This window comes from Bacillus sp. FF-1, assembly GCF_028548245.1.
Classification (GTDB): domain Bacteria; phylum Bacillota; class Bacilli; order Bacillales; family Bacillaceae_G; genus Bacillus_A; species Bacillus_A paranthracis.
In genome coordinates this window covers 77,756-94,396 of record NZ_JAQQGG010000008.1, presented here as the reverse complement: position 1 = coordinate 94,396, position 16,641 = coordinate 77,756, and the positions used below count along the sequence as shown (strand labels likewise).

The 16,641-nt window shown below is 35.5% G+C and carries 17 protein-coding genes and 1 other annotated feature; of the genes, 13 read left to right on the top strand and 4 right to left on the bottom strand.

The window, feature by feature from the left end; translation table 11 throughout:
- The first annotated feature begins 24 nt into the window (after positions 1–24).
- Positions 25–798 carry a hypothetical protein gene (locus PQF83_RS22775; RefSeq protein ID WP_000848343.1) on the top strand — a complete coding sequence of 258 codons (774 nt, stop codon included), beginning with the start codon at positions 25–27 and terminating at the stop codon, positions 796–798.
- A 305-nt stretch (positions 799–1,103) separates the two neighbouring features.
- Positions 1,104–2,648 carry an ABC-F family ATP-binding cassette domain-containing protein gene (locus PQF83_RS22770; protein ID WP_000025937.1) on the top strand — a complete coding sequence of 515 codons (1,545 nt, stop codon included), beginning with the start codon at positions 1,104–1,106 and terminating at the stop codon, positions 2,646–2,648.
- Positions 2,649–3,107: 459 nt separating this feature from the next.
- On the opposite strand, the gene PQF83_RS22765 is transcribed toward PQF83_RS22770, so the two are convergent.
- Positions 3,108–5,132 carry a glycosyl hydrolase family 18 protein gene (locus PQF83_RS22765; protein WP_000837172.1) on the bottom strand — a complete coding sequence of 675 codons (2,025 nt, stop codon included), beginning with the start codon at positions 5,130–5,132 and terminating at the stop codon, positions 3,108–3,110.
- Positions 5,133–5,486: 354 nt separating this feature from the next.
- Here PQF83_RS22765 and PQF83_RS22760 point away from each other — a divergent pair, with 354 nt between their 5' ends.
- The 8 genes from PQF83_RS22760 (at position 5,487) to PQF83_RS22725 (ending at position 9,385) form a co-directional block, all read left to right on the top strand.
- Entirely contained in the window at positions 5,487–5,858 is a 372-nt protein-coding gene (locus PQF83_RS22760; protein WP_000382354.1) for a J-domain-containing protein, read from the top strand.
- A gap of 10 nt (positions 5,859–5,868) precedes the next feature.
- Positions 5,869–6,183 (top strand): thioredoxin family protein, encoded by a 315-nt coding sequence (locus tag PQF83_RS22755; protein WP_000787596.1) that lies wholly within the window; start codon positions 5,869–5,871, stop codon positions 6,181–6,183.
- Positions 6,184–6,196: 13 nt separating this feature from the next.
- Positions 6,197–6,442: a hypothetical protein gene (locus PQF83_RS22750; RefSeq protein WP_000394356.1), complete on the top strand. Its 246-nt coding sequence runs from the start codon at positions 6,197–6,199 to the stop codon at positions 6,440–6,442.
- 126 nt (positions 6,443–6,568) lie between these two features.
- On the top strand, positions 6,569–6,712 hold the full coding sequence (locus tag PQF83_RS22745; RefSeq protein WP_000817979.1) for a hypothetical protein: 144 nt from the start codon (positions 6,569–6,571) through the stop codon (positions 6,710–6,712).
- A gap of 80 nt (positions 6,713–6,792) precedes the next feature.
- Complete coding sequence (locus tag PQF83_RS22740; RefSeq protein ID WP_001254445.1) at positions 6,793–7,374, top strand: TetR/AcrR family transcriptional regulator; 582 nt, start codon at positions 6,793–6,795, stop codon at positions 7,372–7,374.
- A 65-nt stretch (positions 7,375–7,439) separates the two neighbouring features.
- Positions 7,440–8,672, top strand: a complete 1,233-nt coding sequence (locus tag PQF83_RS22735; protein ID WP_000992542.1) for an MFS transporter — start codon at positions 7,440–7,442, stop codon at positions 8,670–8,672.
- A 56-nt stretch (positions 8,673–8,728) separates the two neighbouring features.
- Positions 8,729–8,980 carry a helix-turn-helix transcriptional regulator gene (locus PQF83_RS22730; protein ID WP_001996603.1) on the top strand — a complete coding sequence of 84 codons (252 nt, stop codon included), beginning with the start codon at positions 8,729–8,731 and terminating at the stop codon, positions 8,978–8,980.
- Positions 8,981–8,992: 12 nt separating this feature from the next.
- Positions 8,993–9,385 (top strand): hypothetical protein, encoded by a 393-nt coding sequence (locus PQF83_RS22725; protein ID WP_000514010.1) that lies wholly within the window; start codon positions 8,993–8,995, stop codon positions 9,383–9,385.
- Between the two features lie 36 nt (positions 9,386–9,421).
- Here the strand turns inward: PQF83_RS22725 and PQF83_RS22720 are convergent, their stop codons facing one another.
- Both PQF83_RS22720 and PQF83_RS22715 read right to left on the bottom strand, forming a co-directional pair.
- Complete coding sequence (locus PQF83_RS22720; protein WP_000738822.1) at positions 9,422–10,705, bottom strand: MFS transporter; 1,284 nt, start codon at positions 10,703–10,705, stop codon at positions 9,422–9,424.
- A 108-nt stretch (positions 10,706–10,813) separates the two neighbouring features.
- Positions 10,814–12,127 (bottom strand): alkaline phosphatase family protein, encoded by a 1,314-nt coding sequence (locus PQF83_RS22715; RefSeq protein WP_000356448.1) that lies wholly within the window; start codon positions 12,125–12,127, stop codon positions 10,814–10,816.
- 153 nt (positions 12,128–12,280) lie between these two features.
- On the opposite strand from PQF83_RS22715, the gene PQF83_RS22710 reads away from it, so the two are divergent.
- Together PQF83_RS22710 and proS are read left to right on the top strand one after the other, a co-directional pair.
- Complete coding sequence (locus tag PQF83_RS22710) at positions 12,281–12,574, top strand: YesK-like family protein (protein WP_000383851.1); 294 nt, start codon at positions 12,281–12,283, stop codon at positions 12,572–12,574.
- A 93-nt stretch (positions 12,575–12,667) separates the two neighbouring features.
- Positions 12,668–12,873, top strand: a binding site (T-box leader).
- 47 nt (positions 12,874–12,920) lie between these two features.
- Positions 12,921–14,351: a proline--tRNA ligase gene (gene proS, locus PQF83_RS22705; protein ID WP_001040945.1), complete on the top strand. Its 1,431-nt coding sequence runs from the start codon at positions 12,921–12,923 to the stop codon at positions 14,349–14,351.
- Between the two features lie 117 nt (positions 14,352–14,468).
- Here the strand turns inward: proS and PQF83_RS22700 are convergent, their stop codons facing one another.
- Positions 14,469–15,503, bottom strand: coding sequence for an LPXTG cell wall anchor domain-containing protein (locus PQF83_RS22700; RefSeq protein ID WP_000161201.1), 1,035 nt, complete (start codon positions 15,501–15,503; stop codon positions 14,469–14,471).
- 202 nt (positions 15,504–15,705) lie between these two features.
- Here PQF83_RS22700 and PQF83_RS22695 point away from each other — a divergent pair, with 202 nt between their 5' ends.
- Positions 15,706–16,584 carry an ROK family protein gene (locus PQF83_RS22695; RefSeq protein WP_000666103.1) on the top strand — a complete coding sequence of 293 codons (879 nt, stop codon included), beginning with the start codon at positions 15,706–15,708 and terminating at the stop codon, positions 16,582–16,584.
- The last annotated feature ends 57 nt before the right edge of the window (positions 16,585–16,641 follow it).

Genomic DNA, 16,641 nt, shown 5'->3' with positions numbered 1-16,641 from the left:
GCTTTTTTATATAGGGGGAGAAAGATGAAAACTATAGAGAAAATAGTGGATGAATTAACGGCAGATAATCTTGAAGAAAGAAAAGCTGTATTAAAAAATCATATTTTATTAATGAAGTATGGTATGGAACATCATGAATTAAAAGAAGAAGAAATGACAGAAATTTTAAAGTGGGTTCAAGGTCGAGATCAATTGAGAAAAGATGTTCCGGAGTTACGTGATTTACATTTAATTAAAAAGTTTCAAGCGGTATTAGATGAATTTATTCATTCCATAGTTTCAAATGGTTATGTAGAAGACGCGGTAGAAATTCTAGAGAGTGTATTAAAAAGTATGGGGGCAGTCGCTCATATTGTAAAAATTATGTTTGTCGGCAAAATGAAAGTTGATAGAAATTCTTTGGAAATGGTAGAGGTGCTAAAACGAGAGTGCTACAATTTAATGGAACAGCGTGCTGTTGTTGGTTTACATGCTCAAATTTTTCACGTTTTAGGTTTTGTTCATTCAATACAGTTTGATTTAGAAGAAAGATCACAGGAACACGGACGAGTTGTGATAGGTCTTTTAACAGATTTTAAAACGGATGAATTGAAGTCTGTACAACAATTTCAAGCTGAAGACCATATTTCAGAAGTGAAAAGTATGGTGAGTAAAGGATACGGAATAGAATTACAGAGAAGAATTTATATGTGGAAATCGTTAACGCTCATCTTTACAAGTCCATATGCATTAGAAAAGATGTATAAAGAAATTTATGTAGAAAACGATAACATGGGGAAGGAACAAAAGGAAAAGTAGAGAATAGAATATAACAGAGTAGTTTATACTCTTAATATAACAAATGTTAAAGGAGTGAAAGGATAAAATGACTTTATCAACTGTTCTTCAAATGGTTTTAGCTTGATATGGGAGAAGTCTGCCCATTTTTATCGATTAAGCTAAATTGAAGACAGCAGGTAAAGAACCTTAATCCTTTCTTACGATAATATGTAATGGGTAAGGTGTATTCACCTTACCCATTTTTTATATGCACAATTAAATAAGGCTTTATACTGTTGCTCTCTCTATTTAGCTTATGAATCATAAGTAAAGGAGAGAAAATAATGAGTATATTAACGGTAGAAAATTTAAGTCATTCGTATGGTGAGAAAACCATTTTATATAATGCATGTTTTCGAATATTGAAGGGTGAGCATGTTGGGGTAGTAGGGCAAAATGGAATTGGAAAATCAACATTGTTAAGGATTTTAACAGGAGAACTTATACATGATGATGGGAACATTGAATGGTTTCCACATGTGAAGGTAGGTTTCTTGCAGCAGCATATGGATTTACAAGAAGGGATGACAATTGAGGGATACTTGCAAAGTGCATTTGCTGATTTGTATGCGATTGAATACGAAATGTTAAAAATTGCTGAAGAAATGAATGGAGCAGGAGAAGTAGAAAAACTGTTAGTAAAGTATGGAGAATTACAAACTATATTGGAAAGCTCTAATTTCTATCACATTCATACAGAAGTTGAAGAAGTAGCAATCGGTTTAGGTTTATTTGAAATAGGTTTGAAAAAGGATGTATCGAAGTTAAGTGGGGGACAGCGAACAAAGTTATTACTTGGGAAGCTTCTTTTAGAAAAAGCTGATGTTTTATTACTAGATGAGCCAACAAATTATTTAGATACAGCTCATATAGAATGGTTGCAATCATATTTGAGACTATATGAAAAAGCTTATGTAATCATTTCGCATGATGAATTATTTTTGAACAGTATTACAAATGTTATTTTTCATCTAGAAGGAGGAAAAGTGAAGCGATACGTAGGAAACTATGAAAAGTTTGTGCAAAGTTACCAAGTGCAAAAGAAACAATTACAATCGGCGTATGCGAAACAACAAAAAGAAATCTCTCAGTTAGAAATATTTATTCAAAAAAATAAAATTCGAAAAGCGAAACAGGCTAAAAGTCGAGAGAAAGTATTAGAGAAAATGCAAAGGATTGAAAAGATTCATTCTGTAACTCGATCCCGTTTTGATTTCAGTGTTTATGAGGAGCCGGTGAGTCGTATATTGCAAGCTGAGAAACTAAGGATAGGTTATAGTGATCCTTTATGTCCAGAGTTGAATTTACAAGTGAAAAAAGGAGAAAAGATAGCGATTATTGGTCATAATGGAATTGGAAAAACGACGATGTTAAAAACATTATTAGGTCAAATTAAGCCGCTAAGCGGTTCAATTTCTGTTGGAGAACGAGTAAATCCTGCGTATTTTGCCCAGGAAGAGTTTGCTTCAGAAACAACACCCTTAGAGAAAGTTTGGGCAGAGCGACCAGATATGACAAAGAAAGAAGTACGCCAAGCATTAGCAAAGTGTGGATTGCGAGAAGAACATGTATTAAAGCCTATTCGTTTATTAAGCGGCGGAGAACAAACGAAAGTACGTTTATGTGAACTGATCGTAACGAAAAGTAATGTTTTAATTTTAGATGAACCAACTAATCATTTGGATATAGAAACAAAGAAGGCGTTGCAGGAAGCGCTACAACGATATAAAGGAACCGTTTTACTTGTATCACATGAGCCTTCTTTCTATGAAGCATGGATAACAAAAGTGTGGAATATAGAAGAATGGAACGCTGAACAATATGAATAAAGAAAAGGCATTAGCTTGTATAAGCTAATGCCTTTTCTTTGTGATTAACATGATTTTCGAGAACTCTTACATGAGAATTGTATGAAGAAGCACTCTTATGGTGCGCTTATAAGCGTGCTTTTTCTTTTGTTATGTTTATATTTATAATAATACTAGATGCCTTTCCCTAATAGGCGACTATCCTTCTTTATGTATATATAGATAGTTTGAAATGGAATGAAAATAATTCCTATATGTAAAGGATAATGTGATTAGTATAGGAAGACAATAGAGCTTAAAGGAAATTCATGTAAAATTCAGGTTAACTTCACACGAACTTCATATTGTAAACTAAATATAGTTATAATAGGTTATTATAATGTTAATTTGTGATTTTTCATAAAATTAAAAGTTTGAATTTAAGAGAGAGGAATCAAACCTAAATTCAAACTTTAGTGAAATAATTATTGGAAGTTACGTTTAGTTTTCGCTAATGGATGGATTTACAAGTTCAGCAGGAGTGCCTGTTCCTGCTCCTCCGATTGTAATCGATCCACCAGGAGGAATTTCACCATTCCATCCTGCATTCGTAATTACGTAATGATTATTTATTTTACTACTAATTTTAGAATCCCAAACTTGTGTTAAATTGCCGTTATAATCAAATTCTAATTTCCAGTTTTTAATAGAGGTCGTTCCACTATTTTTAATTACAATCGAGAAGTTGTAACCACTTCCCCAATTTGAAGTGACTGAAAAGGTAGCATTGCTATTTCCACCAGGAGGTGTTGTGTTAGCATCATCTGTTTTAACTGTAATAGCGGTAGGCTGTGACTTATTTCCGGCAGCATCTTTGGCAATTACTGAAAATGTGTATTCTGTATTAGATTTTAAGTTTTTAATTGTAATGCTATTTGTTGTTGTACTCCACTTCTCTTCTCCAGCAGTAATTTCATATTCCGTAACTCCTACGTTATCAGTAGATGCCGTCCAGTTTAATTGAACTGAGTTTGAATTTTTATTTGTTACAGCAATATTTTTTACGTTTGTTGGTGGCTCAATATCTTTTTGAGTAATAGGTCCACCTAGTAATTCTTTTACTAACGTATCAAGTAATTTTGGTCCACTACAACTATATTTTGGACTGGTGCGACAGTCACCACTAAGCTCCCAAAACATTGCACCACTTAAACCTTTTGTCTTTATATAGTCTGTTTTATATTTCATAGATTCGTTGTCATCATAGCTAATAAATGTACCTGTAGTTGCATTATATAAATAAGGTACTTTCGCTACATCGTTCCAGTAGCGAACAAACCCATTTTTATTCACATAATTAGCTGCTAAATCACCATAATCGTACACACCTGTGTCACCGGTAGAATAATCATCCCAAGTACCTTTAGAGGCTAGCTTTCCATCGCTACCTGGTTTACAAGGTTGGTATTGTCCGTTATTTTCTTTTCCACAACTTTTCCACCCGCGTCCGTAAAAAGGTACACCTAATACGAGTTTATCTGCTGGAACCCCTTCATTTGTATAAATGTTTATCGCACCATCTACGTAAAAATTCGTATCCGCTGCTGGGTCATTTGGATCTTTGTATAGAGCTGCATTATGGTTAGAAGTAGCTTCCCATCCACCGTGGAAATCATATGTCATAATATTAATCCAATCCAGTATTTGAGAGATTTTCTTTAGCTCTGTATGATCAGCGTAACGTTGGCTTGCACCTGATGCAATTGTTAGTAAATATTGTTTACCATCTTCTGCACCAGCTTTCGTTAATGCATTTCGAACTTCTTGAAGGAGTAGGGTGAAGTTTTGCTTATCTTCAGGACGATAACTACCACCAGGAATCGTTTCTACGCCCGGATATTCCCAATCTAAATCAACGCCGTCAAATCCATATTCGCGTAGGAAATCGACTGTAGATTCAGCGAATACTTTTCTTGTTTTTTCATCAGCGGCCATGTCAGAAAAGCGGTTAGACCAAGTCCAGCCACCAACGGAAATAATTGTTTTTAAGTGAGGATACTTAGCTTTTAATCGTTTCAGTTCGCCGAAATTTCCGCAGCGTGCGTATTTATCACAATCTTCCCAAGTTGTACCTGAGCCAGGATAAGATTTTGTGACATCGGCCCATGGTTCACCGAGTACGAGAGTACCATTAGGGACTTCTTTATTTTGCAGTGGTACACCAGATTCTTTACAGTTCCACGTTTGTTTATTTGGATTATCGGGGTGAGTAGAAGGGTTTCCATGTTTTCCATTCCAGCAAATATCAGCGAAAGCATAGTTTAAATGAGTTAGCTTTGATGCATCAATATCTGCAACTTGATAATTACGTCCGTAAATGCCCCATGAAGGAAAATACCCAACAATTTTTTGACCTTGCTTTTGTGAATCTGCTAATGCGACATTGGGAGTAATAAAGTTTGTGAGAAAAAGAGGTAAGAAGAGTAGTAGGGATAGTAATAGCAGTGTGAATTTTTTTGATTTCATAGCCATTTCTCCTTTCAAAATAAAAGATATATTTAAAGGCATGCGCCAATAAATCAAAATGAATCTAGATAAAAATGATCAGACATCACGAAGTCTATACAAGGAGCTGAAGCTGATTAAATCGTAGCAAATGTAAGATTTGGTGTAAACGCTTTATTGAATTCGAAAAGACTTTCTCAATATGAAATGGCTCTAATACAGATTACACATGAAAATAAAATATCGATTAGAGAGGAAAGGGCTTCTTGGAGTTAAATTTGAGAAAAAATTGTATGAGGTCAATTTGTAATAGCGTAGCAAGATAATGAAATTTCATGTAAAATAATAGTAAAAATATGTAAGGGAGGGAGTAATGTGGATGTGTTTTTGAATATTGCCGAAGAAAAAATTCGACAAGCAATACGGAATGGAGACCTTGATCATATTCCGGGAAAAGGAAAACCACTACAATTAGAAGACCTTTCAATGGTACCTCCAGAACTTAGAATGAGTTATAAAATTTTAAAAAATGCGGGCATGATTCCACCAGAAATGGAACTGCAAAAAGATATATTAAAAATAGAGGATTTAATTGCTTGCTGTTATGATGAAGAAGAGAGAAAAAAATTAAAAGAAGAGTTAACGGCAAAAACGCTACGTTTTCAGCAAGTAATGGAAAAAAGAAAGATTAAAGATAGTTCAGCATTTCGTATGTATCAAGATAAAGTATTTCATAAACTACGTTAAGAGGGATAAGATGAAAAACTTTGAAACAATAGAAGAATTAGTAACATATATTGAAGAACAACAATTAGTACTTCTGTTTATTAAAACGGAAAATTGTGGTGTTTGTGATGTCATGTTAAGGAAAGTAAATTACGTATTAGAGAATTATGATTACGTAGAGAAAATAGAGATATTACTGCAAGACATGCAAGAGGTTGCAGGGCGATATGCAGTATTTACTGGACCGACAATTTTATTATTTCATAATGGAAAAGAGATTCTTCGTGAATCGCGCTTCATTTCGCTTGAAAATCTAGAGAGAACCATTCAATTATTCGAGGAATAGGGGAGGCTTTTATATGGAATTTATTATTTTCATACTATTATTTGTTGTAGTTGTAACAATCTTAACAGCAGTTCGATCAAACAAAAAGAAGGTAAATCTTACAAAACAAAATAACATTCATAATTCATCTAACAACTCATCACCGCTATTTTTCTTTGCTGGATCTGATAATGATAGCTCGTATGATGGAGGTTCACATGATTGTGGAGGGTCTTTTGGTGGAGATAGTGGGGGAAGCTGCGGTGGTGGCGGTGATTGATGAAAATGCGCCTTATATAGGCGTATTTCTTTTTAAACAAACGTTTGATTAGTTGGCTTACATATACATAAAAACAGTTAAACAAACGTTTGATTAAATACTTTTAACATACTAAGGGGAATGGAAATGAAAAGGGAGCCGAAAGTGAAAAACAAGGGGAAAGTAATGTTATTTTTATTAGCTGCGGGAGGCGTATTTCTTGTTAAATTAGGAGTTAAAATTGGAATTATACACATGATTCGAACGTGGTTTGAGAGTACGTTTTCTTAAATAAGGAATATAGCCTCTTGTAATAGAGGTTTTTAATTTGTTATCATTAGACTGAACGGTCGGTTTAAAGAGGTGTGAATATGAGAAGAAGTGCAGAAGAGATAAAGAAAGAAATTGCATATAAAGCAGAAAGTCTGTTTTCACAGAAGGGCTATGCAGCTACATCTATGGAAGAGATTTGTGAAATTACAGAACGAAGTAAAGGAAGTATTTATTATCACTTTAAAAGTAAAGAAGAATTATTTTTATTTGTGGTAAAACAGCATACGTATGATTGGCTTGAAAAATGGAATGAAAAAGAGAAGTCGTATAGTACGAATACTGAAAAATTATATGGTCTCGCGGAATATCATGTAGAGGACATACAGCAACCAATTTCAAATGCAATAGAGGAATTCTCTATGAGCCAAGTTGTAAGTAAAGAGATTTTGGATGAACTATTAGCTTTAACTAGAGAATCATATGTTATGTTTGAGAAACTAATTGAAGCAGGCATACAGTCTGGAGAGTTTCGTGAAGATAATACGCGCGATCTTATGTATATTGTGAATGGATTATTATCAGGGCTTGGAGTACTTTACTACGAGTTAGATTATAAAGAGTTGAAACGTATTTATAAAAAGGCAATAGATGTATTGTTAAAAGGAATGGCAGCTGAATAATAAGTCAGTTGCTTTTCTATAAAATAAATTAGACCGAACGGTCGGTTTATGAAAGGGGAATGAAAATGAACGCTTTATTTAAAAACCGAGCATTTATGCTCGTTATGGCGTCTGATATTTTACAACAATTTGCAATTTGGATCAGAAATATGGCCCTTCTATATTTCATAATGGAGCGAACGAATAATGATCCAGTTTCCGTTTCATTGTTATCGGTTATGGAATATGCACCTATTTTTATTTTCTCATTTATCGGTGGTGCGCTAGCTGATCGCTGGAATCCGAAAAGAACAATGGTCGCTGGAGATATATTAAGTGTAATGTCTATTATAGGAATTGTCCTGTTGTTAAAACTAGATTATTGGCAGGCTATATTTTTTGCAACACTCATTTCAGCGGTTGTAGGCCAGTTCTCTCAGCCATCATCTTCGCGTATATTTAAGCGCTACGTAAAGGAAGAACAGGTAGCGAATGCGATTGCATTTAACCAAACATTGCAGTCATTATTTATGATTTTTGGACCAGTGGTAGGATCACTTGTGTATACACAACTTGGTTTATTTACGTCACTATATAGCTTAATCATTTTATTTTTGTTATCTGCTATCGCTCTTTCATTTTTACCGAAATGGGTTGAACAAGAGCAAGTGGCGAGAGATTCATTAAAAAATGATATAAAAGAAGGGTGGAAATACGTTCTTCATACGAAAAATTTACGTATGATTACAATTACTTTCACCATTATAGGCTTAGCTGTTGGATTAACAACGCCATTAGAAGTGTTTCTTGTAATAGAACGCCTTGGAATGGAAAAGGAAGCAGTTCAATATTTAGCTGCAGCTGATGGAATAGGTATGTTAATTGGTGGTATTGTTGCTGCGATTTTCGCTTCAAAAGTGAACCCGAAAAAAATGTTCGTATTCGGTATGGGCATATTAGCGATGTCATTTTTAGTAGAAGGGCTATCTACATCATTTTGGATTACTAGTTTCATGAGATTTGGAACAGGTATTTGTTTAGCCTGTGTTAATATCGTTGTCGGTACGCTTATGATTCAACTTGTATCAGAAAATATGGTTGGAAGAGTAAATGGGACGATTTTACCGCTGTTTATGGGAGCTATGCTAATTGGTACTGCTTTAGCTGGAGGATTAAAGGAAATGACATCACTAGTTATTGTGTTTTGTATAGCAATGGCACTTATTTTATTAGCAATAGGGCCAGTTCTACGCATGCAAATAAAGAAAGAAGATGTCACTAATAAAGAGGAACTAACAAATTCGTTAGCGTCGAAATAACTATTGTAAGGGAGCAGAAGTGCTCCCTTTTTCTTTGGCGAACTTTTGACAACTATATGAGCCAATTATATACTGATGATGTAAAAACGATTTTACAGGTTAGGAGAAATGGTGTGAAAAATCAAATCTATGAATTACGCACTGAAAATAATATTTCACAAGGCGCATTAGCTGATAAATGTAAGGTTTCTAGACAAACGATAAATGCAATTGAGAATAATAAATATGATCCAAGCTTAGCGTTAGCTTTTCGTTTAGCGGAAGTATTAGGAACAACTGTTGATAAACTATTTTTGTACAAGCAGTAGGGGGAGTAGTTGTTGGGGAAAGAAAAGATAAGCCTTTTCGTTACTATATTAGTTGCTATAGGTACGTTAGTGTATGCACTTTACTATTGGTTAACTGAACTTCAAGTAAACTGGTATGCACTATTTATTTGTAGCATCGCGTTACATTATCTATTTAAAAGTTTGGCATCACATAGCGTCGAAGGGGATACTGAGGAGAAAGATGATTTAGAAAAACATGTATTAAAAACAAGTGCCAATGTTACATATTATGTACTCGTTGTATTAATTTTTGGCTTGTTTTTCGCATCGGTAGGGTTTAATAGATGGATTGATTTTCATAACATACCGTTATTGTTTGCGTTATGTGCTGCGATAGTTGTAAAGCCGGCTGTTGAGTTTTTAATTGTAAGACGTTATAGATAAAAAAGATCCTCTTCTTGCATGAAGAGGATCTTTTTCTTATAGCGTTTTAGTTTTCGGATTAGGTGGTGTAACGGATGTATTATTTTCAGGGACCTTAGTTAATAAAAATCCACCTATAATAAACAATACAATAATACTAAGAACACCAGCATTTGTTTTTCCTGTTAATTGTGTTGTAACACCGACTAATACTGGACCCATAATCGCGGCGAATTTGCCAAATATATTATAAAATCCAAAAAATTCATTTGCAGATTCTTTAGGTACTAGTTTTGCAAAATAGGACCGACTAAGTGCTTGAATCCCGCCCTGAGAAGTAGCAACTAGCATTGCTAAAATCCAGAAATCGAGTGTCGTTTTTAAGAAATAAGCATATATGCAGATAATGATGTAAATAATAATACCGACATATAGCATTTTTTTACCGGTAAATGTCTCCGATAGTTTTCCGTACAATAAAGCGAATGGACAAGCTACAATTTGTGTGACGAATAATATGATTAATAGATTTGTTGCACTAATACCGAGGTCTGTTCCGTAAGCGGTGGACATAGTAATAATTGTATCGACCCCATCAATATAGAAAAAGTAAGCAATTAAGAACATAAAGACCGTTTTATATTCTTTAATATTTTTAAAAGTATCAGCAAGGCGTTTGAAGCTCATTGTAATTGGTCTTGGGTGACGTTCAATATAGTGCGTTTGTTCTACGTTTTTTAGCATTGGAATTGTAAATAATCCCCACCAAAGAGCTGTGATCGCAAATGAAATTTGACTAGCAATGCCGACTGATAAAGGGATAGTTCCTTTTTGAGCAAGAATGATAAGAGCGATACAACCGATAAATGGAATAGTACTCCCAATATAGCCTAAAGCGAAACCTCTTGTAGAAATTCGATCCATTCTATCTTCAGAAGTGACATCTACTAAAAATGCATCATAAAAAATGTTTGCTCCAGCAAAACCGACTAATGCGAGCATATAGCATCCTAGTAATAAGTACCACTGAGATGTTGGAACGACTGCTAGCATACTTGTAAATACGATACCGAGTCCAAAGAAGAATGTGAAAAATCGTTTTTTAAATCCTTTATAATCAGCAACTGTGCCGAGAATAGGAGCAAGTATAGAAATTAAAAGTGTTGCGAACGAGTTTGCATATCCCCAATATGCTGTTGAAGTTGCACCAGATAACCCAGCTTCTTTTGCAGCTGCTTTAAAGTAAATTGGGAATAATGCGGTTGTAATGACGAGCGAATATACGGAGTTCGCCCAATCGTATAATATCCAGCTTTTTTCTTGTCTGGACATTTTTTTCATATAATGTTCCCCCTCAAATTTGTTCTACTAACAGTGTACAAAAATAAAAATTATAAAAAGAGAAACAATGATGAATTTTACATAACTTTTACATATATACACAGTTCTTTACAATTGGAGTAAATCCTCTACAATTGATCCGTCTGTTTCACCTAAATGTAAACCGAGTAGTCTAGCGATAGTTGGGCCTTCATCAATAAGTCTCATATACGGTATGGTAATGCCGCTTTTTATTCCTTTCCCAGCAGCTATAAAAATTGTTTCATAGTTAGGTTTTGTTGGAGAGTATCCATGCGTACCAAATGTATATTTTTTACTAGGCGTAACATCTTTTTCAGTAATTTCTTTTATAAAATCTCCTGTATAGTTTTCAGTGAAATAATACCCTTCTCGTGCTTCCAACATAAATAAACAATTGCCATCTGCACCGCATTCCTTCGCATCCTCATCATGAAGTATAAATTCAATACCGTTTTGTTTATTTTGAAGCAGTTCTTCAAGGAGTAGTTGTACTTCTCGAATTGTATCGGTATCGTTTTTGTCTTTCACATATACATAGGCGGACCCATCGCAACTTTGGCAATAAGCATTCCAGTCTACTAATTTTCCTTTTGAATTTATAGAGATAAGCCCTTTTTGATGAAATAGTACATTTAATTGAATGGCTTTGTTTTCACTTAAAGCGCTATGATCACCAAGAGCGATAATAGTGCTCTCTTCGTATAGTCCACTGTCTTTTAAAGCTTGAATAATTTTCCCTAGTCGCTCATCATGTCTATGAATTGCGGCTATTGTTTCTTTTGATTCAAAGCCGTGATAGTGTCTTTGGGTGTCTAAATCGGTGAAATGTACAAACATGACATTAGGCTTTTTCGTCTGGATTGTATGCACAGCAGAAGCAAGTACGAAATCATCGAGTTCAGGTTGTGACACTCCATTTCGTATATGGCCGAAACGACGATTTAAATCTAATTGATATAGCGGGCTACCGCTAAATAATGAAACTAAAACTTGATTTTGCCACGGTCTATTTGGAAAGATTTCTGGTAAATTGTAATCAATATTTGCTCTGCCGGTAACAGGCCATAGAAGGGCAGCTGTCGTTAAATTTGCTTTATGTGCTTCATCATATAACGTTGTTCCTTGTATTGATTTTCGGTACCAATGCCAATCGGGTGATTCACGTCCAGGTTGAAGTAACGTATTGCTAACAACACCATGTTTATTAGGGTAATTACCAGTTACGATTGTTGAGTGACTTGGGTATGTTACAGAAGGATAAATTGGTTCTACTTTTTCGACAACCGTACCCTTTTTGATTAGAGATTGGAAGTGAGGTAATTTTTGTAGTATAGGAAAATCTAAAGCTGATAAACAGTCGAATGATAAAATGATGACACGATTCGTTAATGCTTTATCCATAAAGTAATCCTCCTAATTATATAAAACCTATTACTATATACTACTATTAATACCTAGTAATAAAAATATGTTTTTAAATAAAATTTATTATTTATTTTCAGAAAAGTTGAACATATAATAAGTATAAGGGAATCTATGGAAGGAGGGAATGGTATGGACTGGTTAGATGGATTTGGTATATTTTACATCATTGGTGGAATCACGATTATCCTTGTATTTGCTATTTCGTATTTACTAAAGAAACGGTTTCCAGACAAGCAGTTCGATATTATATTTGCACTTAGTCTAATACTTCTTTGTTTAGCATCCTTTCCTGTTACAATGATGGTTATTGGTGGATGGGAAGGAATGGGGTATGGGTTTATTGGTTTCTTCGTCCTACTTGGTACACTTATTGGTATGATTGCACATCAACTTTTAAAAATATCACGAAAAAGCTACGTATAAAACTGTAAAAAATGAAAAGAATATATAAAAATAAGAAAATTCACTCTTGTTTTGAAGTGAAATTTATATTATGATATTCAACAAATTTATTTTGTTATAACGATGAAAAAGGACTAGTATATGTTCAACCTTTTTAGCAGAGAGAGAATCCGTCAGGCTGAAAGATTCTTAAAAAGACAACATGGAACCTACCTTTGCGTTCTGCATATGCAGCGGGAATTTCCCGTTATCAAAAAGAGAGCATGCGCAATTTTGTGCATGAATCAGGGTGGTAACGCCGGCAAAGCTCGGTCCCTATTTAGGGACGCGGGCTTTTTTGTATTTTCTAGAAGGAGGAAGACGGACTATGGCAAAAGAACAAGTACAAGCGATTACGAAGATGGAAGAGGACTTTGCACAGTGGTACACAGATATTGTAAAAAAAGCAGAACTTGTTGATTATTCAAGTGTAAAAGGATGTATGATTCTACGCCCGTACGGCTATGCCTTATGGGAAAATATGCAGAAAGTTATGGATGAGAAGTTAAAAGCAAACGGTCATGAAAACGTGTATATGCCAATGTTTATCCCAGAGAGCTTATTACAAAAAGAGAAGGATCATGTAGAAGGATTTGCTCCTGAAGTAGCATGGGTGACACATGGCGGGAATGAAAAGTTAGCAGAAAGACTTTGTATACGCCCTACATCTGAAACTTTATTCTGTGAGCACTTTTCAAAAATTGTGCAATCCTATAATGATTTGCCAAAGCTATATAATCAGTGGTGTTCAGTAGTTCGTTGGGAAAAGACAACGAGGCCATTTCTTCGCACAACGGAATTCTTATGGCAAGAGGGTCATACAATTCATGAAACAGCAGAAGAATCTCAAGCTGAAACATTAAATATTTTAAATCTATATGCTTCTTTCTGTGAAGACTATTTAGCGATACCGGTAATTAAAGGACAAAAAACAGAAAAAGAAAAATTTGCGGGAGCAAAGGCAACTTATACGATTGAAAGCTTAATGCATGATGGGAAAGCACTTCAAACAGGAACATCCCATAACTTTGGAACGAATTTCTCTGAAGCATTTGATATTAAATTTTTAGATCGTACCGGTAAGTGGCAATATGTACACCAAACATCTTGGGGCGTATCAACGAGAATGATAGGTGGACTGATTATGGTTCATAGTGATAATAATGGGCTTGTAATGCCTCCTAAAGTTGCACCAGTGCAAGTTGTTATTGTACCGATTGCTCAGCATAAAGAAGGAGTTTTGGCGAAAGCGCTAGAGTTACAAGGACATATTCAAAAGATTGCACGAGTAAAAATAGATGCTAGTAATAAAACACCAGGTTGGAAATTTAATGAGTATGAAATGAAAGGTATTCCAATTCGATTAGAAGTTGGTCCTAAAGATATTGAAAAGAATCAAGTTGTACTCGTAAGAAGAGATACGAAAGAAAAAGAGTTTATATCAATGGATCAATTAGAAGAACGCATTCCAGCACTACTTGAGGAAATTCATAACTCTTTATTTAATAAAGCAAAAGTATTTCGTGATGAAAATACGTATAGTGTGACGAAGTTTGAAGAGATGAAAAAATTAGCTGATGAAAAGCAAGGATTTATTAAGGCGATGTGGTGCGGGGAACTAGCTTGTGAAGAGAAATTAAAAGAAGAAGTCGGAGTATCTTCTCGCTGTATGCCTTTTGAGCAAGAGCATTTAGCTGACGAATGTATTTGTTGTGGTAAAGAAGCGAAACAAATGGTGTATTGGGGAAAAGCGTATTAATGCTCTTTTGGATAGGAAGGATGAAAAGGACTTTAGGCTGCATAATAAAATGCAATCCAAAGTCCTTTTTAGTTTTACAATTTGTTTCATGTATTTTTAAGATGGAAGGATATGTTTTTATTTTGCGTTTTTACGGCGAATGAATAGTAACATACCAATTAGGAATGTTGAAAGTCCCATTAAAATAGATGCAGGATAATGTGTTGCAGTATTCGGTAACTTATCGCCTTGTTTTTTCGCGTTATCTTTTACGTTACCACCTTGAGGGCCATTTCCTCCTTGAGAACTGCTATCGCCTTTACCACGGTTACCTCCATGAGAGTCATTTCCCCCTTGAGAACTGCTATCGCCTTTACCACGATTGCCGCTAGAGCCATTGCCACCAGAGCCATTGCCGCCAGAGCCATTGCCGCCAGAACCGTTGCCGCCAGAGCCGTTGTCGCCAGAGCCATTGCCGCCAGAGCCATTGCCGCCAGAGCCATTGCCGCCAGAGCTGTTGTCGCCAGAGCCGTTGCCACCAGAACCATTACCGCCGGAACCACTGCCATCAGAACCGCTACCGCCGGAACCATTGCCACCAGAACCACTGCCATCAGAACCGCTACCGCTAGAGCCATTGCCACCAGAACCGTTACCGCCGGAACCATTGCCACCAGAACCATTGCCATCAGAACCGTTACCGCTAGAGCCATTGCCACCAGAACCATTGCCACCAGAACCGTTACCGCCGGAACCATTGCCACCAGAGCCGTTGCCACCAGAACCACTGCCATCAGAACCACTACCGCCGGAACCATTGCCACCAGAACCACTGCCATCAGAACCGCTACCGCCGGAACCATTGCCACCAGAACCGCTACCGCTAGAGCCATTGCCACCAGAGCCGTTGCCATCAGAACCATTGCCACCAGAACCATTGCCATCAGGGCCGTTGCCGCCAGAACCATTGCCACCAGAACCACTATCGTCCTGAGAACCACCGTTTCCTGGTGGTTTATTATTATCTTTTGAGTTACCTTCTGCGAAATGATCGTTATTTTGTACAATCGCATTTGTTACTGGAGAGAAGCTTTCTGTTGCTGCATTACCAATATTTAAACCACTAAAAAAAGATAAAGAAAGAGTTGATGCTAAAATAAAAATTTTCGTCATTGATTTCCTCCTGAAAAATTAATATTCCATCTAAAATACATCCCTTTGTAATATTTCATAGGAAAAAGAGTTTTATACAAAAAAATCTATATATAGAAAAAGGTGGTGTATTTCTAAAGAGAGAAAAGAGTTAGTGTAAATTCTTTATAATAGTAGAGTAGTGGGAATTTCACACACATTACAGTAGAGGAAGTGACAGCAGATGAAAGAGTATATTGCATTTGATATTGGTGGTACACATATTAAATATGGAATTGTTTCAGAAACAGGAACAGTACTAAAGCATAAAACAGTTCTAACAGAAATTCATTTGGGCGGAGAACAAATCATTCAAAAACTCATTCTTTTATCAAAAAAATTAATGGGGGAACATAAGGTTTGGGGAATTGGTATTAGTACGGCGGGAATTGTTGACGTTAATAAAGGGGTGGTGATGGGAGGTGTGGATCATATTCCGGGCTATAGTATGATTCCTATTATGAATAGATTGCAAGAGGTATTAAAAGTTCCTGTATCCATTGATAATGATGTGAATTGTGCAGCGTTTGGAGAAAAGTGGAATGGTAGTGGAAGAGAGAAAGGAAATTTTATTATGTTCACCCTTGGAACTGGTATTGGAGGAGCAATTTTTATAGATGGAGAGTTATATAGAGGGCATTCGTTTAGTGCTGGTGAATGGGGAAATATGTTAATAGAAGGAAAGCCGTTTGAAGAGGTCGCTTCCATTTCAGGGTTAATTCATCTTGTCCGAAAATATAAAGGAGAAGGTGATTGGAATGGGAAAACGATTTTCGAACTGTATGATAAAGGAGATAGGGAAGTTACGCAAGCAGTTGAGGTATTCTTTAAACATTTAGCGATTGGAATTAGTAACCTTGCTTATATTTTCAATCCAGAAATGATTGTTATAGGTGGCGGAATTACTGATAGAGGAAATCAGTTCTTAAAAGAAGTAAAAGAAGAGGTAGAAAAATATTTACAAAAAGAGATTTATAATAATTGTGAGATTGAACTTGCACAAAACGGTAATTGTGCAGGAATGATTGGTGCTATTTACCACTTCTTACATCATCATAAGTAAATTATATGAATGTTTTCATATAACTGAGAATTTATCCTTTTTATCACTAGGTAAATA

Bases quoted from the DNA above. Each gene is read 5' to 3' on its own strand.
- PQF83_RS22700 (WP_000161201.1), bottom strand. From the start codon at position 15,503: ATGACGAAAATTTTTATTTTAGCATCAACTCTTTCTTTATCTTTTTTT.
- proS (WP_001040945.1), top strand. From the start codon at position 12,921: ATGGCAAAAGAACAAGTACAAGCGATTACGAAGATGGAAGAGGACTTT.
- PQF83_RS22735 (WP_000992542.1), top strand. From the start codon at position 7,440: ATGAACGCTTTATTTAAAAACCGAGCATTTATGCTCGTTATGGCGTCT.
- PQF83_RS22775 (WP_000848343.1), top strand. From the start codon at position 25: ATGAAAACTATAGAGAAAATAGTGGATGAATTAACGGCAGATAATCTT.
- PQF83_RS22765 (WP_000837172.1), bottom strand. From the start codon at position 5,132: ATGAAATCAAAAAAATTCACACTGCTATTACTATCCCTACTACTCTTC.
- PQF83_RS22770 (WP_000025937.1), top strand. From the start codon at position 1,104: ATGAGTATATTAACGGTAGAAAATTTAAGTCATTCGTATGGTGAGAAA.
- PQF83_RS22755 (WP_000787596.1), top strand. From the start codon at position 5,869: ATGAAAAACTTTGAAACAATAGAAGAATTAGTAACATATATTGAAGAA.
- PQF83_RS22750 (WP_000394356.1), top strand. From the start codon at position 6,197: ATGGAATTTATTATTTTCATACTATTATTTGTTGTAGTTGTAACAATC.
- PQF83_RS22695 (WP_000666103.1), top strand. From the start codon at position 15,706: ATGAAAGAGTATATTGCATTTGATATTGGTGGTACACATATTAAATAT.
- PQF83_RS22745 (WP_000817979.1), top strand. From the start codon at position 6,569: ATGAAAAGGGAGCCGAAAGTGAAAAACAAGGGGAAAGTAATGTTATTT.
- PQF83_RS22715 (WP_000356448.1), bottom strand. From the start codon at position 12,127: ATGGATAAAGCATTAACGAATCGTGTCATCATTTTATCATTCGACTGT.
- PQF83_RS22740 (WP_001254445.1), top strand. From the start codon at position 6,793: ATGAGAAGAAGTGCAGAAGAGATAAAGAAAGAAATTGCATATAAAGCA.
- PQF83_RS22730 (WP_001996603.1), top strand. From the start codon at position 8,729: ATGAGCCAATTATATACTGATGATGTAAAAACGATTTTACAGGTTAGG.
- PQF83_RS22720 (WP_000738822.1), bottom strand. From the start codon at position 10,705: ATGAAAAAAATGTCCAGACAAGAAAAAAGCTGGATATTATACGATTGG.
- PQF83_RS22710 (WP_000383851.1), top strand. From the start codon at position 12,281: ATGGACTGGTTAGATGGATTTGGTATATTTTACATCATTGGTGGAATC.